General features: G+C 63.9%; 23 protein-coding genes and 2 pseudogenes. 21 read left to right on the top strand and 4 right to left on the bottom strand.

Translation table 11 applies throughout. The features are described 5' to 3' along the window. From PMI12_RS29070 to PMI12_RS27290, 19 genes and pseudogenes are all read left to right on the top strand, one after another. A pseudogene (locus PMI12_RS29070) lies at positions 1 to 133 on the top strand (3-hydroxyacyl-CoA dehydrogenase); the annotation flags it as partial. Positions 134 to 229: 96 nt separating this feature from the next. Then, positions 230 to 1123, top strand: a complete 894-nt coding sequence (locus PMI12_RS27370) for an SDR family NAD(P)-dependent oxidoreductase (protein WP_007839215.1) — start codon at positions 230 to 232, stop codon at positions 1121 to 1123. A 71-nt stretch (positions 1124 to 1194) separates the two neighbouring features. After that, a complete protein-coding gene (locus tag PMI12_RS27365) occupies positions 1195 to 2829 on the top strand; it encodes an AMP-binding protein (RefSeq protein WP_007839214.1) in 1635 nt (544 codons plus the stop codon). Between the two features lie 229 nt (positions 2830 to 3058). Further along, entirely contained in the window at positions 3059 to 3235 is a 177-nt protein-coding gene (locus tag PMI12_RS29065) for a hypothetical protein (RefSeq protein ID WP_157632303.1), read from the top strand. A gap of 537 nt (positions 3236 to 3772) precedes the next feature. Beyond that, a complete protein-coding gene (locus PMI12_RS27360; RefSeq protein WP_007839213.1) occupies positions 3773 to 4687 on the top strand; it encodes a LysR substrate-binding domain-containing protein in 915 nt (304 codons plus the stop codon). A 187-nt stretch (positions 4688 to 4874) separates the two neighbouring features. After that, positions 4875 to 5867: a Bug family tripartite tricarboxylate transporter substrate binding protein gene (locus PMI12_RS27355; protein ID WP_007839212.1), complete on the top strand. Its 993-nt coding sequence runs from the start codon at positions 4875 to 4877 to the stop codon at positions 5865 to 5867. Between the two features lie 4 nt (positions 5868 to 5871). Next, the gene (locus PMI12_RS27350; RefSeq protein WP_007839210.1) at positions 5872 to 6285 is read left to right on the top strand and encodes a Zn-ribbon domain-containing OB-fold protein; all 414 of its coding nucleotides are present in this window, start codon (positions 5872 to 5874) and stop codon (positions 6283 to 6285) included. Then, the gene (locus PMI12_RS27345; protein ID WP_007839208.1) at positions 6282 to 7433 is read left to right on the top strand and encodes a thiolase; all 1152 of its coding nucleotides are present in this window, start codon (positions 6282 to 6284) and stop codon (positions 7431 to 7433) included. The genes PMI12_RS27350 and PMI12_RS27345 overlap by 4 nt, the downstream gene beginning before the upstream one ends. A gap of 22 nt (positions 7434 to 7455) precedes the next feature. Next, positions 7456 to 8148 carry a 3-oxoacid CoA-transferase subunit A gene (locus tag PMI12_RS27340; RefSeq protein ID WP_007839207.1) on the top strand — a complete coding sequence of 231 codons (693 nt, stop codon included), beginning with the start codon at positions 7456 to 7458 and terminating at the stop codon, positions 8146 to 8148. After that, positions 8145 to 8786 (top strand): 3-oxoacid CoA-transferase subunit B, encoded by a 642-nt coding sequence (locus PMI12_RS27335; RefSeq protein WP_007839206.1) that lies wholly within the window; start codon positions 8145 to 8147, stop codon positions 8784 to 8786. Before PMI12_RS27340 ends, PMI12_RS27335 begins: the two co-directional genes overlap by 4 nt. Before the next feature lie 14 nt (positions 8787 to 8800). Beyond that, positions 8801 to 9988, top strand: a complete 1188-nt coding sequence (locus PMI12_RS27330; RefSeq protein WP_007839205.1) for an acyl-CoA dehydrogenase family protein — start codon at positions 8801 to 8803, stop codon at positions 9986 to 9988. 46 nt (positions 9989 to 10034) lie between these two features. Beyond that, positions 10035 to 11591: an acetolactate synthase large subunit gene (locus PMI12_RS27325; RefSeq protein WP_007839204.1), complete on the top strand. Its 1557-nt coding sequence runs from the start codon at positions 10035 to 10037 to the stop codon at positions 11589 to 11591. A 40-nt stretch (positions 11592 to 11631) separates the two neighbouring features. Beyond that, positions 11632 to 12786, top strand: coding sequence for an acyl-CoA dehydrogenase family protein (locus PMI12_RS27320; protein ID WP_007839203.1), 1155 nt, complete (start codon positions 11632 to 11634; stop codon positions 12784 to 12786). Positions 12787 to 12806: 20 nt separating this feature from the next. Then, positions 12807 to 14909, top strand: a complete 2103-nt coding sequence (locus PMI12_RS27315; RefSeq protein ID WP_007839202.1) for a 3-hydroxyacyl-CoA dehydrogenase NAD-binding domain-containing protein — start codon at positions 12807 to 12809, stop codon at positions 14907 to 14909. Further along, positions 14906 to 15361 (top strand): PaaI family thioesterase, encoded by a 456-nt coding sequence (locus tag PMI12_RS27310; protein ID WP_007839201.1) that lies wholly within the window; start codon positions 14906 to 14908, stop codon positions 15359 to 15361. The genes PMI12_RS27315 and PMI12_RS27310 overlap by 4 nt, the downstream gene beginning before the upstream one ends. Next, positions 15355 to 16560 (top strand): CaiB/BaiF CoA transferase family protein, encoded by a 1206-nt coding sequence (locus PMI12_RS27305; protein ID WP_007839200.1) that lies wholly within the window; start codon positions 15355 to 15357, stop codon positions 16558 to 16560. The genes PMI12_RS27310 and PMI12_RS27305 overlap by 7 nt, the downstream gene beginning before the upstream one ends. Next, the gene (locus PMI12_RS27300) at positions 16557 to 17342 is read left to right on the top strand and encodes an enoyl-CoA hydratase (protein WP_007839199.1); all 786 of its coding nucleotides are present in this window, start codon (positions 16557 to 16559) and stop codon (positions 17340 to 17342) included. The genes PMI12_RS27305 and PMI12_RS27300 overlap by 4 nt, the downstream gene beginning before the upstream one ends. Next, positions 17339 to 18112 carry a class II aldolase/adducin family protein gene (locus PMI12_RS27295; protein WP_007839198.1) on the top strand — a complete coding sequence of 258 codons (774 nt, stop codon included), beginning with the start codon at positions 17339 to 17341 and terminating at the stop codon, positions 18110 to 18112. Before PMI12_RS27300 ends, PMI12_RS27295 begins: the two co-directional genes overlap by 4 nt. A gap of 14 nt (positions 18113 to 18126) precedes the next feature. After that, on the top strand, positions 18127 to 19095 hold the full coding sequence (locus PMI12_RS27290; protein ID WP_007839197.1) for a Bug family tripartite tricarboxylate transporter substrate binding protein: 969 nt from the start codon (positions 18127 to 18129) through the stop codon (positions 19093 to 19095). A gap of 41 nt (positions 19096 to 19136) precedes the next feature. On the opposite strand, the pseudogene PMI12_RS27285 reads toward PMI12_RS27290, so the two are convergent. The 4 genes and pseudogenes from PMI12_RS27285 to PMI12_RS27270 form a co-directional block, all read right to left on the bottom strand. Then, positions 19137 to 19322 (bottom strand): annotated as a pseudogene (locus tag PMI12_RS27285) (hypothetical protein); the annotation flags it as partial. 72 nt (positions 19323 to 19394) lie between these two features. Further along, positions 19395 to 20267 (bottom strand): amidohydrolase family protein, encoded by an 873-nt coding sequence (locus PMI12_RS27280; RefSeq protein WP_157632302.1) that lies wholly within the window; start codon positions 20265 to 20267, stop codon positions 19395 to 19397. Positions 20268 to 20322: 55 nt separating this feature from the next. Then, complete coding sequence (locus PMI12_RS27275; protein WP_007839194.1) at positions 20323 to 21312, bottom strand: Bug family tripartite tricarboxylate transporter substrate binding protein; 990 nt, start codon at positions 21310 to 21312, stop codon at positions 20323 to 20325. A 40-nt stretch (positions 21313 to 21352) separates the two neighbouring features. Then, entirely contained in the window at positions 21353 to 22303 is a 951-nt protein-coding gene (locus tag PMI12_RS27270; RefSeq protein WP_237726188.1) for a Bug family tripartite tricarboxylate transporter substrate binding protein, read from the bottom strand. Between the two features lie 274 nt (positions 22304 to 22577). Between PMI12_RS27270 and PMI12_RS27265 the strand changes: the two genes are divergently transcribed. Together PMI12_RS27265 and PMI12_RS27260 are read left to right on the top strand one after the other, a co-directional pair. Next, the gene (locus PMI12_RS27265; RefSeq protein ID WP_007839192.1) at positions 22578 to 23162 is read left to right on the top strand and encodes an aspartate/glutamate racemase family protein; all 585 of its coding nucleotides are present in this window, start codon (positions 22578 to 22580) and stop codon (positions 23160 to 23162) included. A gap of 41 nt (positions 23163 to 23203) precedes the next feature. Then, complete coding sequence (locus PMI12_RS27260) at positions 23204 to 24277, top strand: isocitrate/isopropylmalate dehydrogenase family protein (RefSeq protein ID WP_007839191.1); 1074 nt, start codon at positions 23204 to 23206, stop codon at positions 24275 to 24277. Positions 24278 to 24282: the final 5 nt, after the last annotated feature.

Genomic DNA, 24282 nt, shown 5'->3' with positions numbered 1-24282 from the left:
CAGCGTGCCTTTCCCGTCGCGCCTGGGCACGCCCGAGGACTACGCCAAGCTGGCGAAGCACATCATCGAGAACGACATGCTCAACGGCGAGGTGATTCGTCTCGACGGAGCGATCCGGTTGCCGCCAAGATAGTTGGCACTCCCTGCCGGATCCCACATTTCCGATCGCCAGTTGCAGGCCTATCCAAGGTGCATTGGTACGTCGCCCAGATAACGTCAAAGGAATTTCATGAGTACTCTCAAAGGCAAGGTTGCGATAGTCACTGGAGCTGGCAGCGGCCTCGGGCGCGCACACGCGCTGGCGCTCGCAAAGCATGGCGCTCTCGTCGTAGTGAACGACCTTGGTGGTGACCGTCCGGGCTCGGGGGCGGAGACGGTCGCCAACGAAATTCGCGAGGCAGGCGGACGGGCGCTGATCAATGGCGCAGACGTGACCGACCACGGGCAAGTCACGATGATGGTCGAGCAGGCCATCGCCGAGTGGGGCCACGTCGACATACTGGTCAACAACGCAGGCATTCTGCGTGACAAGTCTTTTGCGAAGATGACCATTGAGGATTTTCGACTTGTGGTCGAAGTCCATCTCATGGGCTCTGTCAATTGCACCAAGGCCGTTTGGGATCACATGCGATCTCAGAACTACGGGCGCATCGTGATGACTACTTCATCGGCTGGGCTCTACGGTAATTTTGGTCAAGCCAACTACGCCGCATCGAAGATGGCTCTGGTCGGATTGATGCAAACCCTTTCGATTGAGGGAGCGAAGAACAACGTGAAAGTGAACTGCCTCGCTCCGACGGCGGCAACTGCGATGACGGCGCAGATGTGGCCACCTGCGGCGCTCGCCAGGCTATCGCCGGAGTCGGTAAGTCCGGGGCTCGTCGCACTCGTCTGCGAAGACGCTCCGACAAGAACCATCCTGCTTGCTGGAGCAGGCAGTTTCGAATGCGCCCACATCACGATGACACATGGGGTCCATATCGGTGAGCAAGACAGTGCGGCGGTGGCCGTCCTTGCCAGGCTCGATGAGATCAAGGACCGCAGCGCAGAGGTTGTCCCCGCAAACGCATTGGAGCAGTCCCACCTCGAGATGTCGAAAGCGGGGTTGCTCGCCTCTCTCTAGATGGCTTTGCAAAGTAACTGAATATCAAGCGCGAAACTGCCATTGATTCCATTGCCCGCACCTCTGTCTATATGAACCAAAGACTCTGGCTCTCTTCGTACGGCGCGATTCCGGCAGAGATCGACTCTCATCGCTACGCCTGCGTCCCCCAACTGCTGGATGAGGCCGTTCAACGATACGGCGATCGGACAGCCTTTCATTCCTTTGGCAAAAGCATCAGTTTCAACGATGTCGACCGTCTTTCCTCTCATCTCGCTGCGTACTTGCAGAACGTGGCCCATGTGAAGAAAGGAGATCGTGTTGCGGTCATGCTTCCGAATATTCCGGCATTTCCAGTGGCCTTCATGGCCATCACGCGCATAGGCGCAATTCAGGTCAACGTGAACCCGCTCTATACATCGCGTGAGTTGGAGCATCAGATCAATGACTCTGGAGCGGACGTGATCGTCATCATCGACAGTGCGATCCCGAGGCTAGCGGAGGTGATTGAAAACACCTGCATCCACGTCGTCCTCGGCGTTTGCTTGAAGGACTGCACGGGCGTGCACCTGTCTGAACCGGAAAGGGTCGGCATTTTGAGCGGCGCCGTAGCACTAGCGGAGGCGATAAAGCAGGGGAGCGGCATGAGCATCGCTCCAGTACCGTTGGACGGTGAAGATCTGATGATCCTTCAGTACACCGGCGGCACTACAGGCCCCTCGAAAGGCGCGGCCCTGTCGCATCGCAATTTGATCGCGAATATCGAGCAGTTCAGGGCTTTCATGCACGGCGCCATGCGTCCTGGTCAAGAGGTCGTGGCGACGGTCATCCCGATGTACCACATCTTCGCGCTGATGGTGAACTTTCTCAGCTATTTCTCGGTCGGTGCCGAGAATTGGCTCGTGACCGACGCTCGCGATCTCGACTGTGTAGTCGACACATTGAAAGAGGCGCGCCCCACTGTGCTCACCGGCGTGAATACGCTCTACACCGCCCTGATGAACCATCCTGGCTTCGCCGAAGTGGATTGGTCGTCTTTGCGCATGACTGTGGGCGGCGGTGCGGCAGTCCTGAGAAGCACATCTGACCGGTGGAAGGCCGCTACGGGTTGCTTTATCTTGGAGGGATACGGGCTCTCCGAAACGTCACCGGTGATTACGGTTAATCCGTTTTCGACCTTGGAGTTCTCCGGGGCCACCGGCATGCCGGTGCCCTCAACTGAAGTGAAGCTCCTGGATGCCCAAGACCTTGAGGTTTCTCTCGGCGAGGCTGGTGAAGTTTGCGTCAAGGGGCCGCAGGTGATGCGAGGCTACTGGCAGAAGCCGAAGGAAAACGCCTTGGCGTTTACGCCAGACGGCTACTTTCGCACTGGCGACATGGGTGTGTTTGACGAGAGGGGATTTCTGCGAATCGTCGATCGCAAGAAAGACATGGTCCTCGTATCCGGTTTCAACGTGTACCCCAATGAGATCGAGGCAGTAGCTTCTGCCTGTCCTGGTGTCGTGGAGTGCGCATGTGTAGGGGTTCCGGATGACAGGACGGGGGAGGCCCTGATGCTCTACGCAGTGCGGCAGACCGAATCTCAGTTGTCGATGCACGATCTGGTCGCACATTGCCGCAAGCAACTGGCGCCATACAAGGTGCCGAAGCAGGTCGTTTTCGTCGAGGTACTTCCGAAGTCGACAGTGGGAAAGATTTTGCGGCGCGAACTTCGTCAATCTGCCTGATTGCTATTGGCGCAATGTCAAACCCGTGCCGTTTGGTTTTGCCGTACCAACGGATTTCTCAGTGCAATTTTTCAACCTCGTGCCGAGCGATAGTTGAGTGCAGCAATGCAGTTGAGCGCTTTGACGCTCTGACCTCTACCTTAAACATCTGAGCCAAGGATTTGAGTCACGAAGATCTGCTCGCCGGCTTTTGCGACTGCTGCGAGCGCCTGATGCGGATGCGGTCCCAATGGCAATTGAAGTCATCCTCGAGCCCGGTGTAACCGGGCGGATCGACGTCGGGCAGCCGGTCGAGGGCGGCCGACGACGTATGCGGCAGAGCCAGCCGTTTCTACACCTGCAACACCCGCCGCTGGTCAAAGAAGTGCGCTTTTTCTACCCAGGGCTTGCCAATCGGCGGTTATGACGTAGCTGCCGCGTTAGATGCGCTCAGCGATGCTTCCAGCTCGGCCGCCGCTTGCTTGAGGAAGCGACAAGAATCCAGGCGATCACGTCTAGCGTATAGCTGCGCGGATCCCAGACGATCCGATACTCACCCCTTTGACGGCGCGAAGTCCCGTGCAGTCTTGCATCCGAACACTTAGCAGCGGCCGCCGGGGATGCTGGTTCAAATTCAGTAGTGCGACGGCACGGGGGACAAAGCCTTTCCGATTCGCCACGGACGTTCAGTCGCCTCATAGTGCCAAGCGCTCATCGCTCAGTTCTTCGATGGGACAGGCCGGCCAGTCGGCGCGGCACTCAGACCGCCCAAGGCCATCGTCCTCCTGCTGTGGAGCAGCGCGATAGCTCGCATCCGGTCGTGGCGGTGGATGCACGATCCTGGAGGCTTTGGCGATCGCGCCCCGGCAGGAGTTCATTCGATTCCCTGTCCTTCAGCGGGCGCCCCCAACTGCAAGGCGCCCCTCGTCAGCAGGAGTCCATTCCGAAAGAACTACCATGCGCCATGCGATACGAACTGACGGATCTGCGCCTCTTCATGGCGATCGCGCAGGCGGGAAACCTGTCGATGGGCGCAGCCCAGGTCCACATCACCGCGTCCTCCGCCAGCTACCGGCTCAAGAACTTCGAGCACGCCATGGGCACGCCAATGTTCACCCGGACGGCCCGCGGCATGGAATTGACCTTGGCAGGCGAAGCCGCCCTTCGGCACGTGCGGGAGCTGTTCGAGGGCGTCGAGCGCATGCACGGCGACGTCGGCCGTTACACCGCCGGACTCAAGGGGCACGTGAGGCTGGCGGCCAACAGCAGCGCTCTCAACGGATTCGTCACGCAGAGCCTGGGCCGCTTCCTGGTGCTCAACCCCGACGTCGATGCCGAGGTCGAGGAACGCCAGAGTGAAACCATCCCCGCCGCCGTGTTGGCGCGGGAGGCAGACATCGGCATCTTCGCCGGTGCGACCTCGGCGGAAGGCCTGCTCGTGCATCGCTATGCACTGGACCGCTTGGTGATCGTGGCGGCGCCTGACCATTCCATCGCGACGTTGCCTGAGACCAAGCTGGGACATGCGCTGGACTTCGATTTCGTCTGCATGAGTCGCTCCAGCAGCAACTTTCTGTTCTTGCGCGACATGGCGCAGAAGCTGGGACGGCCGCTGCGCGCGCGACTTCATGCCCACAGTTTCGATGCGGTGCTGGCCCTGGTGGAGTTGGGCGTCGGGATCGCGCTGGTTCCGCGCAGCGTGGTCCTAGCGACCGGGCTATCGAAGGGCTTGTCGATGGTGCCATTGGCCGAGGACTGGAGCCTGAGAGAACTCAAGCTGGTTGTTCGAGAGGATGCGAGGTTGCCAGGGTTCACGCAGGCATTCATACAGTTTCTGCTCGACGATCCCCTGGCCGCGTCGACCCGCGACGAAATCTAACGGCAATAGGGAAAACCCGAGCCAGGTGCTGAGATTCGGCGAATCCGTCGTTCGAATCATTCGGATGGCCTCGAAACATCCCCGTCCCTAGACTTCTCCCACTCTTGCTGATCACCGGCGGAGGACGGGAAGCCTTGCTGCCGACCGTCTCATCAATCGCCTCTTGCCAGAGGCCGAAGGAGACAGAATGTTCAATTTCTCGTCGCAGCGTCGCGCCTGTGCCGCGCTGTGCCTCTTGCCCTCCCTTCTGATTGCGGGCGCTGCGTTCGCACAGTCTCCTGCCTGGCCGACGAAGCCCGTGACCATCGTGGTGGCCTATCCGCCCGGCGGCATGACGGACATCGTCACTCGGCTGCTCGCCAAGGAGCTGACGGCGACGTTCAACCAGCCCTTCATCATCGACAACAAGGCCGGCGCCGCTGGCCAGGTGGGCACCGAATACGTCGCCCATCGCCCAGCCGACGGCTACACGCTGCTGGTGACTGCCACCGGCTATGTGATCGCCCCGTTCACCCGCCCGAAGGTCAACTACGACCCACTGAAGGATCTGATTCCGCTCGCCGCGCTGGTCCAGACGCCCAACATGATCGTGGTCAACCCCTCGGTCAAGGCCAACACCGTCCCGGAATTCCTCGCCTGGGCCCGCAAGGAGCCCAGCGTGCCCTATGCCACTTCGGGCGCCGGCGGCTCCACCCACTTGGCGGGCGAACTGCTGCGCAAGGTCAGCGGCGCGCCGTTCACCCACGTGCCCTATCGCGGTGCCGCACCCGCCGTGGCAGATACCGTCAGCGGCCAGGTCCAGGTGGCCGTGCAGGATTCCGTCACGATCGCCACGTTCCTCAATGCGGGAAAGCTCAAGCCCATCGCGGTCACGAGCGCGCAGCGCAGTCCGCTGTTCCCGAACGTGCCGACGCTGAAGGAATCCGGCTTTGCAGACTTCGACGTCTACACCTGGCTCGGGCTGTTTGCGCCGGCCGGCACGCCATCTGAGGTCCTGCAAAAGATCAATGCCGCAACGACGAAGATCATGCAATCGCCGGAGATGATCGAGAGTCTGAAGAAGCAATCCAGCGAGCCGATGGCGCCGAGGGATCTTGGGCAGACACGCAAGTTCGTCGAGGGCGAGCTCACGAAATGGCGTGACCTGGTTCGCACGACGGGTGTCAAGGTCGAGGACTGATCCCATGGCTGGCAGCGCAACCGAACCCGGCGCAAACGCGAAGCAGACACAGGCGCTTGGCGCCGATGCCCGCTACTTCGCCGCGCTCGCCGAGAACCGCTTCGAGATTCCACAGTGCGACACCTGCGGACGTCACCACTTCTTCCCGCGGGTGGTCTGCCCGCATTGCGGCTCGGAAGTCCTCAACTGGACGGTCCCGAGCGGCCGCGGCACCGTGTACTCGACCACGGTGGTGCGGCGCCCCGAGGGCGACTACACCGTCTGCCTCATCGATCTCGCCGAAGGTCCGCGCCTGATGAGTCGCGTCGTCGAGATCGCACCCGACGCGGTTCATATCGGCATGGCCGTCCAGGCGCGCATCGACATGCTGGAAGCCGGGCCACTGCTGGTCTTCAAACCGCTGGAGGATCTGGCATGAAACGCGGCGACATCGCCATCCTCGGCACCGGTCTGGCGGGTCTCGGCCATGCCGGTGGACGCACCGAGCAGGAAATCATTGCGCAAGCGGCCAGCCAGGCGGTCGCCGGCAGCCAGCTGCGCATGTCGGACATCGACGGGATCGTCACCTCGAGCCTGACTTCGCCCTGGTGGGTGATGCGGATGGCCGAGTACCTGGGCATCCGGCCGCGCTTCTCGGACAGCACCATGTTCGGCGGATCGTCCTTCATCGCCGATCTGCGGATCGCGGCGATGGCCATCGAGGCAGGCGAATGCGAGAACGTCCTCGTTTGCTACGGCAGTACGCCGCGCAGCATTCCCAGCAGCTCGCAGCAAAACCAGATGCGCGCGGCGCTCGACCCCCAGCCTTACGAGCATCCGTACAAGCCGTTCAATCCGGTGTCCAGCTACGCGCTGGCCGCGGCGCGGCACATGCACGAATTCGGCACCACGCGGCGCCAGCTTGCCGAAGTGGCCGTGGCGGCACGGCAGTGGGCTCAGCGCAATCCCGATGCATTCGCGCGCGGTCCGTTGAGCATCGACGACGTACTGGGCGCCAAGATGATCTCGGATCCGCTCACGGTGCGCGACTGCTGCCTGGTGACCGATGGCGCCGGCGCCTTCGTCGTCAGTTCATCCGAGCGCGCCAAGTCGCTGCACGCCAACCCGATCTACGTGCTGGGTTGCGGCCATGCGCACTGGCATCGTCAGATCTCGTGCATGGAAGACCTGACCGTGACGCCAGCGCTCGAATCGGGCCGCTTGGCCTATGCGCAGGCAGGGCTGTCGCCCAAGGACATCGACGTGCTCGAGTGCTACGACGCCTTCACCATCAACCCGATCCTCTTTCTCGAGGACCTGGGCTTCTGCAAGAAGGGTGAAGGCGGCGCTTTCGTCGAAGGCGGCCGCGTCGCGCCAGGCGGCAGCTTCCCCATGAATACGAACGGCGGCGGCCTGTCCTGCACGCACCCGGGCATGTACAGCATCTTCCTCGTTATCGAGGCCGTGGCTCAACTGCGTCGCGAAGCTGGCGATCGCCAGGTGATTGATGCCGAGGTGGCCATGGTGCACGGCAACGGCGGCGTCCTGTCCAGCCAAGCCACCGCCATTCTCGCGAACGCCCTTTGACGCACGACGACTGACAACTCTTATGACCGACAAATTCGTGGCCACCGCTGAAGAGGCAGTGGCTGACATCTTCGACGGCGCCACGGTGCTGGTGAGCGGCTTCGGCCTCGCTGGCCAGCCCATCGAACTACTGGATGCGCTCGCCGCCCAGGGTGCACGCGACCTGACCGTGGTCTGCAACAACAGCGGCAGCGGCGACGAAGGGCTGGCGCGACTCATCCGCCTCGGCCGAGTGCGCCGTCTGATCGCCTCGTTTCCGCGCGGCGCCGAGGCCATGGCGTTCGAGGAAGCCTACGCACGCAATGCACTGGAGTACGAATGCGTGCCCCAGGGCACTCTTGCCGAGCGCCTGCATGCGGCCGGCGCAGGGCTGGGCGGCTTCTTCACGCCGACCGGCTATGGCACGGCACTGGCCGAGGGCAAAGAAACCCGGGTCATCGATGGGCGCGGCTACGTGTTCGAGGCGCCCTTGCACGGAGATTTCGCCCTCGTGAAAGCGCAAGCCGCCGACCGCTGGGGCAACCTGGTGTACCGCAAGGCAGGTCGCAACTTCGGTCCGCCCATGTGCACGGCGGCGCGCACGGCCATCGTCCAGGTGGCTCACTCGGTGGCGCTGGGCGAACTGGATCCGGAGCACATTGTGACGCCTTCGATCTTCGTGCAGCGCGTGGTCGTAGTGAACAGCGCCTCCATCGCCGAAAGGAAGGCCGCATGACAATTCGCCGAACACGCGAACAGATGGCGCAGTGCGTGGCACGCGACATCCCCGATGGCTCGACCGTCAATCTCGGAATCGGCATGCCGGTGCTGGTGCTGCCCTACTGGAATGCCAAGCAGGAAATCATCGTGCACAGCGAGAACGGCATCCTGGGCATGCGCGCACTGGCGGACGGCGAAGCCGCCGATCCCGACGTCGTGAATGCGGCCAAGCAGCCGGTGGCCCTCGAATCGGGGGGCGCCTACTTTCACCACGCCGACTCCTTCGCGATGATGCGCGGCGGCCACCTCGACTATTGCGTGCTCGGCGGCTACCAGGTGTCCGCGAGCGGTGACCTCGCCAACTGGTCACTGGGCCAGCCGGGCGTGGCGGCAGCCGTCGGCGGTGCCATGGATTTGGCCGTCGGCGCGAAGCAGGTGTATGTGCTGATGGAGCACCAGACGCGCGAAGGGCAATCGCGGCTGCTGCGCTCGTGCACGCTGCCTCTGACGGGGCTGGGATGCGTCAAGCGCGTCTACACCGACCTGGCGACGCTGGACGTCGCAGACGGCGCTTTCGTCGTTCGCGACATGGTCCCAGGCTTGACGGCGACCCAACTGCAGGCGGCGACCGATGCGCCGCTGCGCTTCCTGTGAAGAAGGCTTCGGACATGAGCATCGACATCGAAACTTTCCGTGCGCAGACTCGCGAATTCCTGCGCCAATCCCTGCCGGAGGATCTTCGGCAATCGATTCTCCAACACCGCCGCCTCGGCAAGGACGACTACCTGCGCTGGCACCGGATCCTGGCCGCCGCCGGCAAGGTGGCGCCGACCTGGCCGAAGGAACATGGCGGCCCCGGCTGGAACGTGCTCGAGCGCCACGTCTTCGAAGAAGAATGCGCCATTGCCGGAGCACCCGAGGTGCCGCCCTTCGGCGTCCGGATGATCGGCCCGGTTCTCATTCGCTACGGCACTCCGGAACAATGCGCCCGGTACCTGCCGCGCATCCTGCAGGGCGAGGACTGGTGGTGCCAGGGCTATTCGGAGCCGGGCGCAGGCTCCGACCTGGCCTCGCTGAAGACGAAGGCGCAGATCGTTGATGATGGCTTCATCGTCAACGGCCAGAAGACCTGGACCACCTACGCCCAGTACGCCGACATGATGTTCTGCCTGGTCAGGACCGATCCTACCGCCAAGGCGCAAAAGGGAATCTCTTTCCTGCTCATCGACATGCGCTCCCCGGGGGTCACCGTGAGGCCGATCCGAACGCTCGACGGCGACTGCGAAATCAACGAGGTCTTCCTCGAAAACGTCAAGGTGCCACGCGAGAACCTCGTGGGTGTCCTGAATGAAGGTTGGACCTGCGCCAAGTACCTTCTTTCGCATGAGCGCACCGGCGCCGCACGGGTCGGTCGGGCCAAGCGGGAGATGGCTTTCCTCAAGGACATCGCGGCGCAGCGGAGGGTGGATGGTCTGCGCCTCATCGACGACGCCTCGGTGGCGGCGGACATCGCAAGGCTCGATGTCGACCTGCTGGCCCTCGAGCAGACCAATCTGCGCCTGCTGGCTCGAATGGCGGCGGGTGAGGGCCACGGTGCGGAGGCCTCGGTGCTCAAGCTGATGGGCACGACCGTGGCGCAGGCGATCGTCGAAAAGACGGTCGAATGCGCCGGCGTGCTCGCGCTGCCGTGCCGGGACGGCAGCTATGACGCGCTGCGAACCGACGACGTCCTGGCCCACGACGACTGGGCCGCTCCGGTGGCGGGCTTCCACCTGAACCTGCGCAAGATCTCCATCTACGGCGGCACCGACGAGGTTCAGAAAAACATCATCGCGAAGGTCGCGCTGGGCCTCTAGCCGCGTCACCACCCATCCAAACTTCTCATCGACAGGGAGACTTCCAATGAACGGTGCCGAGACGCTCGTCCATACGCTCATCGACGGCAATGTCGATGTGTGCTTCACCAACCCAGGCACCTCGGAGATGCATTTCGTGGCGGCCCTCGATCGCATCGAGGGCATGCGCTGCGTGCTGGGCCTGCACGAGACCGTCGTCACCGGTGCGGCCGATGGCTACTACCGTATCGCCGACAAGCCGGCCGCCACGCTGCTCCACCTGGGACCGGGCCTCGCCAACGGTCTGGCGAATCTGCACAACGCGCGCAAGGCCCGCTCCGGCATCGTCAACATCGTCGGGGATCACGCGGTAGAACACCTGAAGCTCGATGCGCCGCTGACTTCGGACATCGACGCCATCGCAGGATCGATGTCTCATTGGGTGCGCAGCACGCCCAGCGTCGGGGAGGTCGCGGCCGATGGCAAGGAAGCGATCAGGCAGGCGAATGCGCGCCCCGGCCGAATTTCCACGCTCGTGCTGCCCGCCAACGTCGCATGGACCGTAGTCCCTGAGGGGAAGGGTTCGGGCAAGCAGTTGCCCACGGCTTCCTCCGGCCATGCGCAGCATGATTTCGACCGTATCGTGAAGGCGATGCGCGACGACCCTCAGCCGACGCTGCTGCTGCTCGGCGACCGGGCGCTGCGCGCCGCATCGACCGAGTTGGCCGGTCGGATCGCCGCCGCGACGGGGGCCGAAGTCCGCGCGGAGTTCTACTTTGCGCGCCTGGAGCGCGGTGCCGGTCGCCTCGTTATCCCGCGCATCCCGTACGCGATCGATCCCGCCATGGCACTGCTCCAGCGCTTCAAGCGCATCGTGCTCGTCAACGCGAAGGCGCCGGTCGCGTTCTTTGCCTATCCGGACAAGCCCGGGCGGCTGACGGCGCCGGGGTGCGAGTTCCTCACGCTGTCCACCGTCGAGGACGATCCGCGTCTGGCGCTCTCGGCGCTCTGCGAAGCGCTGGGGGCGACCGCCGCCGCACCGGCGGGAATTGCCCGGGCCGAGGCGCATGCGCCGGTCAGCGGCGCGCTGACCTCCGAGACCATCGGCCGGACGATCGCCGCGACGCTGCCGGAGAACGCGATCGTCGTCGACGAAGCCGTGACCACCGGTTGGGGCTTCGACGGGCTCACCGCTACCGCCGCCCCGCATGACTGGCTGACCGGTTGCGGTGGATCCATCGGCTTTGCCCTGCCCACGGCCGTGGGTGCCGCGATCGCAGCGCCCGGACGACGCGTGCTGGCCCTGGAAGGGGACGGAAGCGGCATGTACTCGCTGCAGGCGCTCTGGACCATGGCGCGGGAGAACCTCGACGTCACCGTGCTGATCTTCGTGAACCGCGCCTACAGCATCCTCCGGCGCGAACTCGCGGCGGTGGGCGCGGGCGCGCCCGGTGTCCGGGCGACCGACATGCTGTCGCTGGACCGGCCGGACCTCGACTGGTCCTGTCTCGCCAAGGGCATGGGCGTGGCTGCGATCCGCGTCGGTGATGCCGAGGCCTTGCACGGCGCGCTGGCACGCTCCTACGCGACCTCCGGCCCGACCCTGATCGAGGCCATCCTCTGAATCGAGACATGGGTGCCGAACTTGGCACAGGAACGAACACATGAATCCCCAACAAACGGAACACGACGAAGACCAGCGCAGCCTGGCCGAGGCGATCACCAGCTTTGCCCAGCGGCGCGACCATGCCGCCACGGATCCCTGGCCGGAACTGGTCGCCATGGGCCTTCCCGGCCTGCTCGTTCCCGAGGCGCTCGGCGGCCTCGGGCTCGACGGCGGCAGCATGCACGCGGTCATGGAGAGCCTGGGACGCAATCGCCTCACCACGCCCTTCGTCGTGTCGGCGGTCCTTTGCACCCGGCTGCTGCTCGAGCTCGCAGATGAGGGACAACAAGCCCGTTGGCTGCCAGCGCTCTCATCCGGGGAACACGTATTGGCATTCGCCCACGGGGAGCCGCAGGGCGAGCACCTGCCTCGCCATCTGTCGACGCACGCGCGTCGCGAGGGCGACGACTGGATACTGAGCGGCCGCAAGACCGTGGTGCCGCATGGCGGCGAATCGACCGCCTGGCTGGTTTCGGCACGCGTGGGATCGAACGAGACGGCACTCTTCTGGGTGGACGCTGCCGCCACCGGCCTTCGCGTCGAGCGCTATCCCTGCATCGATGGGAGCACCGGCGCCGATCTGTGGTTCGATGAACTTCGACTGCCGGCGGCCGCGTGGATCGGCTCGACTGGCATGAACGTGACGACGGCCATCGCCGCGGCGACCGACGCGGCGACCGCAGGGCTGTGCGCCGAATCCGCGGGTCTGCAGTCGACCCTGTTCGACATGACCCTGGACTATGTCAAGACACGGCGCCAGTTCGGCGTGGCCCTGGGCAGCCTCCAGGCCATCCAGCATCGGCTGGCCGAAATGCTCGTGGCGGTGGAGCAGTCAAAGTCCCTGTCCTGGCTGGCTGCCCGCAGCCTGGACGACGACGCAACGATCCGGACCCGCTCGGTCGCCGCAGCCAAGGTCCGATGTGCCGAAAGCGGTCGCTTCATCGGCCTGCAGAGCATCCACCTGCACGGCGGCATGGGGATGACCGACGAACTGCCCGTCGGCAGATGTGTCAAGCGACTGCTGGCGATCGCCCACAGTTGGGGTGATGCGCGCCACCATGTCGGGCGCCTCGTCGACCTCATGCGCGCCACCCCGACCATGACCGCACCGGCGCCTGGCTCGCAATCATTGTCGCTTGCAGCCGTGGCCTGACTCACAACGATCGATCACCCATGTCCTCTTCCACCGTTCACTACACCGAGCAGCAACGCGTTGCCGTGCTGACCCTCGACAACCCGCCGGTCAACGGCATCGGCAACACTGTTCGCCAGGGCCTTTATGCGGGTATCGAGCGTGCCATGGCCGATACCGACATCGACGCCGTGCTGCTCATCGGCGCGGGACGGCAGTTCTGCGGCGGCGCTGACATCCGCCAATTCAACACGCCAGCGGCCACACAGAAGCCGCTGACGCGCGACGTGCTGACGCTCATTGCACGATCCACGAAACCGGTCATCGCCGCCATTCACGGCGTGGCGCTGGGAGGCGGCCTCGAGCTTGCGCTGGGCTGCCACTACCGCGTGGCCTCTGCCGATGCCAAGCTTGGGCTGCCTGAAGTCAATCTCGGCCTGATTCCAGGGGGCGGCGGAACGCAGCGCCTACCACGTCTGGTCGGCGTGAACGCCGCCCTGGACATCATTCTCTCGGGTGCACCGATCAAGGCGCCGCGTGCGCACGAGCTTGGGCTCGTCAATGCGGTGATCATGGGCGAGCTGTTGGCTGGTGCCCGGGCGTTCGCCCGACGCGTCGTCGCCGAGGGCGCCGCACTGCCACTCGTGGCGCAGCGAGCACTGGAGCCTGCGGGTGTTGACTTCGCCGAGCGACGCCGTGCGGTCCCGGCCCGGGCACGCAATGCCACCGCACAGCGCGCCGCGGTCGATGCGGTCCAGGCATCGACGCAGCTTGCTCTCGAAGACGGCCTCACGCGCGAGCGCGCCTTGTTCGATGAACTCGTCGCCGGGCCTGAATCGAAGGCCCTTCGCCATCTCTTTTTTGCTGAACGCGAAGCTCCCAAACTCTCGGAGACTCTCGCACCCACCGAGCTTCGCGTCGTGCGCAAGGTCGCCGTGCTTGGCGCCGGCACCATGGGCGGTGGCATCGCGATGGCGTTCGCCAATGCGGGCATCCCGGTCGTGCTGCTCGAACGCGAGCAGGCAGCTATCGATCGTGGCCTCGACCTCGTGCGCCGCAACTACGGCGTCACCGTCGCCAAAGGAAAGTTGAGCGAAGCCGCCATGGCGGGCCGCATGGCGCTGATCGAGCCCGCGCTCGATTTCGCCGCTCTTCATGACGTGGATCTGGTGATCGAGGCCGTCTTCGAAGACATGGCAGTGAAGAAGGAGGTGTTCGAACAACTGGATGCGCACTGCAAGCCCGGCGCGATCCTCGCCACCAACACCTCGCGCCTTTCGATCGACGAGATCGCGCGGTCCACCTCCCGGCCGCAGGATGTGATCGGGCTTCACTTCTTCAGCCCTGCCAATGTCATGCGACTGCTCGAGGTCGTGCGAGGTGAAGGCACGTTGCCTGCCGTGATTGCGGCCTGCATGAAGATGGCGCAGGACATCGGCAAGATCCCCGTGCTCGTTCGGGTGTGCGAGGGCTTCGTCGGCAACCGGATGCTGACGGGTTACTGGCGCGAAGCCGGCTTTTTGCTGGAGGAAGGTGCATCCCCCCAGCAAGTCGACCGCGCGATGACGGGTTTCGGCATGGCCATGGGCCCGCTCGCGATGGCTGACCTGGCCGGCATGGACATCAATTGGGCGACCCGAAAGCGCCTCGCGCCCACCCGGCCTGCTCACCTGCGCTATTCCAAGGTGGCCGACCGCATCTGCGAGGCCGGTCGCTACGGACAGAAAACTTCGGCAGGTTACTACCGCTACGAGGCCGGCAGCCGCACGCCGATCCCGGACCCGTTGGTCGACATGATCATCGAGTCTTGTGCCGCGGAAGCGGGCATCGTGCGCCATACGGTGCGAGACGAAGACATCGTCGAACGATGCGTACTGGCGCTAGTGAACGAAGGTGTGCGAATCCTCGACGAAGGCGTAGCGCAACGCGCCAGCGACATCGACGTGGTCTACGTGCACGGCTACGGGTTTCCGGCGTCGCGTGGCGGCCCGATGTTCTGGGCCGAAACCCTCGGCCTCGCGCAGACACTCGAACGCATCCGGGCATTGCAAGCCACGCACGGGGCGCACTGGACACCGGCGCCGGGCCTTGTCGAGCGCGTGGAACGAGGCCTCCAGCGCTTCGACGCGCGAGTCCATCGATGATCGGCGCTTCCGTCGACCTGCAGGTGCCAACGGGTTTCGGGCCTTACCCGCCGGTGAGCGCCTTCATGGCGCTGCTGGGCCCGATGCACGCTAGAGAAGAAGAGGGCGGCCAGCTGAGGCTCGGCCTTCATTTGCTGCCCGCCCACATGAACCACCAGGAGGCCGCGCACGGTGGCTTCGTGGCCACGCTCTCGGACAACGCATTGGGAGTCAATGTGGCACGGCGCTTGGGAAAGCGCGTGGCCACGGCCAATCTGTCAGTCGACTACCTTGCTCGTGCGAGCGTGGGCGAGTGGGTGGAAGTCGTCACCCGCATCGACAAGATCGGCCGCCGCATGGTGTTCGCGGAATGCAGCGGCCATGTGGCAGAGCGTGTCATCTTCAAGGCCCGCGGCATTTTCGCGGTCCTGCCCGAGCGGCCTCAGGCCCGAAAAGGAGAGTCCGAATGCTGAACCAGTCGCTGCAGGGCATCAAGGTGCTCGACCTGTCGAGAATCCTCGCCGGCCCGTGGTGCACGCAGAACCTCGCCGACCTCGGCGCCGAGGTCACCAAGATCGAGCATCCACGCGGCGGCGACGACACCCGCGGATGGGGACCGCCCTATGTGGAGTCCGCCGACGGCGAGCGGCTGTCGGCCTACTTCATCTGCTGCAACCGGGGAAAGGCCTCGGTCGCGATCGATTTCGCACAGCCCGAAGGCCGCGAGGCCCTCAAGACCATGATCCGCGACGCCGACGTGCTGGTGGAGAACTACAAGGCCGGATCGCTGGCGCGGCAAGGCCTGGACTACGCCAGCCTGCGGGAGCTGAACCCGCGCCTGGTCTATGTGTCGATCACCGGCTTCGGACAAAGCGGCCCGATGGCTTCCAAGCCCGGCTACGACTATGTGTTCCAGGGCATGGGCGGCCTGATGAGCTACACAGGTCAGCCTGACGGGATGCCAGGCGCAGGGCCACTGCGCACCGGCGTCGCCGTGGTCGACCTCAGCACCGGGATGTATGCGACCTCGGCCGTCCTCGCGGCGCTGTTCCAGCGCGAACGCACGGGACAAGGCCAGTACATCGACATCGCGCTGCTCGACGTGGCCGTGGCCCTCAATGCCAACCAGGCCGCCAACTACCTGGCGTCGGGCCGCAACCCTCAACGCAGCGGCAACGCCCATCCCAACTGCGCGCCGTACGAGGTGTTTGCGTGCGCGGATGGCCACCTGATCCTGGCCATCGGAAACGACCCGCAGTTCCGCCGATTTTGCGAAGTGGCGGAGCAACCGGCGCTCGCCGACGACGTACGCTTCGTGACGAACTCGGCGCGGATCGAGAATCTGCCGGCCTTGCGCGTCCTGCTCACGGAACTGTTTCCGAAACGCAGCCGTTCGAGTTGGTCCACGGCTTTCGATGCGGCCGGCGTGCCCTGGGGCCCCATCAACACCATGGAAGAGGTGTTTGCCGACGCCCAGGTGCAGCATCGCCGCATCGTGCAAACGCTGGACCATCCCGAGTTCGGCGCTTTGCGAACCGTGCGCAATCCGATGCTCTGGAATTGCGTGGCCGAACTCGGCGCGGTCGGCGCACCGCCATCGTTGCCGCTGCCGGCTTCGCCGGTGACTCCCATGTCGAACATGCCGCCTCCGGCCTTCAGGACTGAATCATGAAACTCGATCTGCCGCACGCCCGTGTCGAACTCGACGCACACGGCGTGGCCACACTCACCATCAGGAACGCCGGCTCGCTGAATATTCTCGGCACGCCAGTGATCGATGACCTTCGCCAGGCCTTCGAGTCCCTCGCTGCCGACGAGTCCGTCCGTGTGGTGGTCTTGCGTGGCACCAGCGACAAGGCCTTCGTCGCCGGCGCCGACATCAAGGAGATGGGCGCGCTCGATCGCGCTTCCGCGCGGCGCTTCATCGACGGCCTGCGCCGCCTTTGCGAAGCCGTTCGGCAGTGCCCCACGCCGGTGATCGCACGCATTCCGGGGTGGACGCTTGGAGGAGGCCTCGAACTCGCACTCTCCTGCGACCTCCGGATCGCTGCCGACTCTGCATTCCTGGGTATGCCTGAAGTGGTGGTCGGCATTCCCTCGATCATCCATGCGGCATTGCTTCCGCGGCTGATCGGGGAAGCGCGCGCCGGCTGGATGCTCCTGACCGGAGAGAACATCGACTGCGCGAAGGCGAAGGAATGGGGCTTGGTCGACACCATGGTTCCACTGGACGCGCTCGATGCAGAGGTCGCGCGCATGGCCGCCCGCCTCGCAGGCCATGGGCCCCAGGTGATGCGCCAGCAGAAGCGCCTTCTGCGCCAATGGCAGCAACAGCCACTGGACACCGCGATTCTCGAAGGCGTGGAGGAATTCGCGAAGGCCTTCGATACCGGCGAGCCGCAGCGCTTCATGGCGGAATTCGCACAACGCAAGGAAAGGGGAGCACGCAAATGAAGATTCCATCTCTCAAGGAAGTCGTCAGCGCGGACGAATGGGCCGTTCGCGTGGACCTGGCCGCGTGCTACCGGTTGGTGGCTCTGCATGGCTGGAGCGACATGATTGCCACCCACATCAGCGCCCGCGTTCCTCAATCGCCGGGCGCAACGCACGCGCATCAGTTCCTCATCAACCCGTACGGCCTGATGTTCGAGGAGATCACTGCCTCGTCGCTCGTCAAGATCGACGTCGATGGTCACAAGCTGAGCGAGTCGCCCTTCGACGTGAACCGGGCCGGCTTCGTCATTCACTCGGCCGTGCACATGGGAAGGGAAGACGTAGCCTGCGTGCTGCACACTCACACGCGCTCGGGCGTTGCCGTGAGCGCGCAACGCTGCGGCCTGCTGCCGATCTCGCAGCAAGCCACCCTCGTTCTGGGGTCGCTTGGCTACCACGACTACGAGGGCCTCGCCGTGCACGAGGACGAGCAGGTGCGCCTGCAACGCGACCTCGGCCATCACGATCACTTGATGCTGCGCAATCACGGCCTTCTGACGGTCGGCGGCACCGTGGCGGATACGTTCAAGCGCATGTACACGCTGGAGTCGGCCTGCCAGATCCAGGTCACAGCACAGGCCGGCGGTGAACTCATCATGGTCGCACCGCAGGTACTCGCCGGCGTCAAAGATGCATTGGCGCGGATGCAGGGCCAGACCAGCCTGGGGCGCCTGGCCTGGCCTGCCTTGCTGCGCAAACTCGACCGGGTGAATCCGGGTTACGACACCTGAACCAGGGCATATCGATGAATCGAAGACACTTGGTGCTCGGCGGGTTGGCGGGCGCGGCCTTGAACGCGCTTGCCTCCCCGCAGGCCTATCCCTCCAAACCCGTGAAGCTGATCGTGCCCTATGCGCCAGGCGGGACCACGGATCTGCTGGCCCGCATCGTGGCGACGAAGCTGTCGACGATCCTCGGGCAACCAGTCGTCGTCGACAACCGACCCGGAGCCGGGGGCTCGGTGGGCTCGGCTGCGGCGGCCAAGCAGCCGGCGGACGGATACACGCTCGTGATGGTGGTGGAGAGCTCGCACGCCGTGAACCCCAACGTGTATGCGAAGAGCCTGTATGACCCTGTCAAGGACTTCGCACCCATTGGAAACATCGCGGATGTGCCGAATGTCCTCGTCACCAATCCCGCCCTTGGGGCCGAGTCAGTGCAGAGCTTGGTCAAGATGCTCAAGGAGCAACCGAGCAAATACTCGTTCGGCTCCTCCGGCAACGGTGGGTTGAGTCACATCAACGGCGAACTCTTCAAACATGTCACCGGCACCGACATGCTTCACGTGCCCTACAAGGGGCTGGGACCGGCCCTGTCCGATCTGCTCGCCGGACAGATCAATGTCGTGTTCGACAACATCCCGTCGTCCATGGAGCTGATTCAGGCGAAGCGTGTCAAGCCGCTGGTCGTTGCCGCCAAGAGCCGCCTGAAGTTGCTGCCGCAAGTGCCGACTTATGCCGAAACGGGGCTGCCGGCCATGAACAATCCATCCTGGTTCGGGCTCGGCGGGCCTGCAGGCATACCGACTGAGATTCTGGATCAGCTCAATCGCGCTCTGAATCAGGCCTTGAGTGATCCTGCCGTGGTCTCCGCAATCGAAAAGCAAGGTGCCGTTCCCAGCCCGACGCCGCGCAAGGAATTCGCTGCGTTCGTGGCAGCGGAGAATCTACGTTGGGCCAAGATCGTTGCCGACCTTCGGTTCGAAAAGATGTGAGGCAGCAGGCCAGGAGGCGTTCTCCTCCAATCCACGGCGTTTTAGCTCGATACGCAAGGCCAGTTGGCGCCACGTCGATAGAACAGAACCACGCCGCCGACCGATTCGCCGCGCTTAGTGAGATCGAAGCTCTTGTCGATGTCTTCCAGCGGCATGGTGTGCGTGGTCAGGTCGTCGATGTTGATCTTGTTCTCCATGTACCAGTCGACGATCTTCGGCAAGGCCGTCTCGGCCTCGTCATCGAAACCAACTCACCACGCGTCAATCGCGGTCTTGGTGGCGGATGGGGATATCGGATCTTAGTCGGAGCGAAATCCGAACAAGCGAGCGGGGTTGTCGACCAGCACACGATGGCGCAATGATTCCTCGGGGGCCCACTTCCCCACAAGGCCGAAGTTTCGGAGATCGTCTTCCGTACGGAATGGCTCCAAGTCGGTCGAACGGTAGTTTGCGGGCCGGGCGGAGCCTCCGGTATGCGGCCAATCGCTGCCCCACACGATCCGATCCGGCGAGGTGGCGATCATGGCTTTTGCAATCGCCGTGACGTCGGCATAGTCAGGCGAGGCACTCGAGATCTGATAGGGCCCAGACAGTTTCATCCAGATGTTAGGGCTTGCGATGAGTTCCAGCAGTGCAGAGAAGCCCGCCTTCTCCGGATCGCTTCCAGTTCTCGCCAAGCCGAAATGATCGATCAGCACCGTGTGATGCAGAGTCCGAAGCGTTGGCGCGCAGGCCAGAAGCACCGGCATAGCAGCGTAGACCTGGATCAGAAGCGGAGAGCCGCCAAGCGCCTCAGCGGTCGCGCTGAGCCGTCTCAAGGCGTCTGTCGCATCGGCGCCCTTCGACACCTCGATATTCATGCGGACGCCTCGCACGCCGGCAGCGAACATGTCGTCGAGCTGATCGCGACCAAACGTCTGGTCAATGACGGCGACACCCCGGGCACGATCACCCAAGCGCTTCAGAGCGTCCAGCATGCAATCGTTGTCGGTCCCATACACGCTGGGTTGCACCAGAACGACTTGATCGATTCCAAGGCTTGCATGCATCTCCTTCAGCTGCGAAACAGTGGCTGGTGGAGGCGTATAGCGCCGCGCAGCCGCGTAAGGGAACCGCCCAGGATCGAAGACGTGGACATGACAATCAGTCGAGCGCGCCGGAGCGTTGCGCATATGAGGAGACATCGATACACGCTCCGATGACCTGGCAGACATTTCTTGGTGGCTTCTACTGCGTCTGAATGTTGGAGGTTTTCACGACCGTCCGCCACTTCTTCAGTTCGTCGGCGACGAACTTCTGGAACTCCTCAGTCGAGCTCCCAACCGGTGTCGCGCCGAGCTCTGCCAGCTTCTGCACAACTTCGGGCGCACGAAGCGACTTGACGATCTGGGCGTTCAACGTCGCCAGGACCGCCGGCGGCGTCTTGGCCGGCGCGACGACACCCACCCAATGCGTCACCGAGAAGTTCTTGATGCCGGCCTCCTCGAAGGTGGGGACGTTCGGCAAGCGGGTCGATCGTGTCGCCTGTCCGATCGCGAGCGGCCTGACCCGGCCGGACGCCAACGGCGTCGCCGTGCTGGTGATGCTGTCGATGAGCAGGTCGACTTCCCCACCCATCAATGCGCGGATGGACTCGCCGCCACCCTTGTAGGGCACATGCATGAACTTGGCGCCCGTCACCTCTGCGAGCAATTCGGTCGTCAGGTGCGGGGTACTCCCCGCTCCGCCCGAGCCGTAGGTGAGCTTGCCCGGATTCTTGCGCGCGAACTCGATGAGTTCGCCTGCGGTCTTGAAGCGCGAATCCGAGGGCACCATCATGAGCATCGGCGAATCGGCCACCTTGGACACGGGCACGAGGTCCTTCATGGTGTCGTAGGGCATCTTGGCCTGCAACGCGGGAACCATCGCGAACGGAGCGCTGACGAAGCCGATCGTGTAGCCGTCCGGCTTGGACTTGGCGACGGCATCCGTGCCGATCACGCCACCGGCACCCGCCTTGTTGTCGATGACCACAGGTTGTCCTGTCTCCTGGGTGAGGCGCTGTCCGAGGACCCGCGCCATGACATCGTTGGGCCCGCCGACCGCGAACGGCACGATCATCCGGATGGGTTGCGTGGGGTAGGAGGCAGCGCTCGACTGCGCATGGCAGACCGGTGCGGCGAGCGCGGCCGCGAGGGCCAGTGCGCCGAAGCGGCGAGAGTGGAGGAGTTGAATCATATCGATACCTGGCTGGATGGGTCTGGCTCGTCGCTTGGGCCTACTCGGGCTTGATGTTGTGCGTCTTGACCAGCTTCGACCAGCGGTCCGATTCAGCGCGAATGAAGGTTCCGAACTCCTCTGGCGTTCCGCCAGCGACCTCATTGCCCTGTGAGGTGATCTTCTCGGTCACTTCCGGTTCCCGAATCGCCTTGTTGATCGCCTGATTGAGCTTCGCGATGACGGCGGGAGGGGTGCCCTTCGGCGCCACGACGCCGAACCAGTTGGACATCTCCATTCCCGGCACGCCGAGTTCCTTGAAGGTTGGCACGTCCGGCAGAAGCGGCGATCGCTTTTCGCTGGTGATGGCGAGTGGGCGCAGCTTCGGCGAGTCGCCCTTCAGGTACGGCATCACCGCGTAGATCCACTCGAACATCAGGTCGACGTTGCCGGCGATCAGGTCGTTGGTCGCCGGGGCTCCACCCTTGTACGCCACGTGGACGAGGTCGAGCTGCGCGTTCTGTTCGAACAGTTCACCGGCCAGATGGTGCGAACCACCGAGCCCGCCCGAGGCGTAGCTCATGGTCCCGGGCTTCGCCTTGATGTTTCTGATGAGAACCTGGGCCGACTTGGCCGGGGAATTGATGCTGACCGACATGACGAGCGGCCCTCGTTCGATCATGGCCACTGGCAACAGGTCTGTGGCGGGATCGAATGGAAGCTTGGCAAAGAGCGCCTTGTTAACCGCGAGCGGCGCGAAATTGCCCAAGCCGATGACGTGGCCGTCGGGAGCGGCCTTGGCGATGTAGTCCGTGCCGATGTTGCCGCCGGCGCCGGGGCGGTTCTCGACGATCACGGGCTTGCCGAAATAGATCGAAAGCTTCTGGGCGATCTGCCTCGAACGTATGTCGGAACTGCCGCCTGCCGCGTAAGGCACAACGAAGGTGATCGTCTTGGTGGGGTAGTCGGCGGCTGCGGCCGACTGCGCAAACGACGGGCTTGCGAAGGCCAAGGCACCACCGCAAAGGATGGCGGCGCTGACACGGGGCGAACGAAGGAAAGACAGTCTCATCAGGGTCTCCGGTAGGTCGAGGAGGGCACTTCTCAGTGCGATGTTGGGTTTTCCCTGATTGTATCTATATGATGTATAGTACAATTAGGTTGAACCCTAACCGTTGTTATATCCAATGAGTTTTGCACGAAGAGTTGCTTTGATACATGCTACGGCAGTCGCGGTGCAGCCGGTCGCGGACTCCTTCCGCAGGTTTTGGCCTGAGGCGAGCCTGATGAACCTGCTGGACGACAGCCTGTCATCGGACCTCGCCGCGCGTGGTTCGATCGATGGTGCGTTGACCCAGCGCTTCGTGGACCTGGCGCAGTACGCCGAACGCACCGGTGCGCACGGCATCCTCTTCACGTGCTCGGCGTTCGGGGTTGCAATCGACGCAGCAGCGCAAGCCGTCGCCGTCCCCGCTTACAAGCCCAACGAAGCCATGTTTCTGGAGGCGTTGGAAATCGCTCGGGCGCGCCGCGGACGCGTGCAGATTGGGCTGTTGTCGACGTTCGCCCCCTCGATTCCCTCGATGCGCGAAGAATTTCTGCAACTGGCGCGCGCCGGGGAAGTGGCGGTCGAACTCCAGTCAGTCTGCGCGAAAGGCGCCCTGGAAGCATTGAGTGCCGGCGACCCCGCGACCCACGACTGTCTGGTCGTGGAGGAGGCTGCAAGTCTAGAGAACTGCGACATCGTGATGCTGGGCCAGTTTTCGATGGCTCGGTCGCATGAAGTCGTGGCAGCGCGGCTTCAAAGGCCGGTTCTCACCAGTCCTGACAGCGCCGTGCGCCTGCTGCAGAAGATCCTCTCGCCCGTCTGACCCTCATTCCACCCACCCCTCATCAACACCCAGGAGATCCCATGAAATTCATCGTTCTGCCCTGCGACGGCATTGGCCCCGAGATCGTCGCCGCCTCCGTCGAAGTCCTCAAGGCGGCTGACAGCCGCTTCAAGCTCGACATCTCCTACGATTACGAGGACGTGGGCTTCACGAGTCTGGAAAAGCACGGAACCACCTTGCGCCAGGAAGTGCTCGACAAGGCGAAGACGTACGACGGCATCATCCTGGGCACGCAGTCGCATGCCGACTATCCAGTGCCTGAGAAAGGCGGACGCAACGTGTCGGCAGGGTTCCGCATCGGCCTTGACCTTTACGCCAACGTCCGGCCCGCGCGCACGCGGCCGTATCTGCAGTCCAACATGCGCGAAGGCCGCACCATGGACTTGGTCATCATGCGCGAAGCCACCGAGGGTTTCTATCCCGACCGCAACATGTCGAAGGGCTGGGGAGAGGTCATGCCTAGCCCGGACATGGCGCTGTCCATTCGAAAGATCACGCGCCATTGCAGCGAGCGCATCGCACGCCGGGCCTTCGAACTGGCGATGACGCGGCGCAAGAAGGTCACGGCGATCCACAAGGCCAACAGCTTCCACATGACCGACGGCCTGTTCCTCGAAGCCGTGCGCCACGTGGCCAAGGATTTTCCCGAGGTGGCGCTCGACGACCTGTTGGTCGATGCTTCCACCGCCCATCTGGTCAAGGAGCCGGAACGCTTCGATGTCCTGGTCGCGACCAACTTTTACGGCGACATCATCTCGGACCTGGCCAGCGAACTTTCCGGCAGCCTCGGGCTCGCGGGCTCGGTGATGGCGAGCGACGATGTCTGCTGCGCCCAGGCACAGCACGGATCGGCCCCCACGATTGCCGGCAAGGACCTGGCCAACCCTGTGTCCATGATCCTTTCGGTGGCGATGATGGTGCGCTGGGTCGGCGACAAGCAGAAGAACAAGGCCATGCAGGACGCCGGCGACGCCATGGTGCGCGCCGTCGACAAGGCGCTGGAAGACCCGAAGACCCGTACCCGCGACATTGGTGGCGCCATGGGCTGCAAGGATTTCACCGCCGCGGTAGTCAAGGCGATGGCTTCGGCCTGATTCGA

It is taken from the genome of Variovorax sp. CF313, assembly GCF_000282635.1.
GTDB lineage: Bacteria > Pseudomonadota > Gammaproteobacteria > Burkholderiales > Burkholderiaceae_C > Variovorax.
The sequence above is the reverse complement of the archived record's forward strand: the minus strand, read 5'-3'. Positions and strand labels throughout refer to the sequence as shown.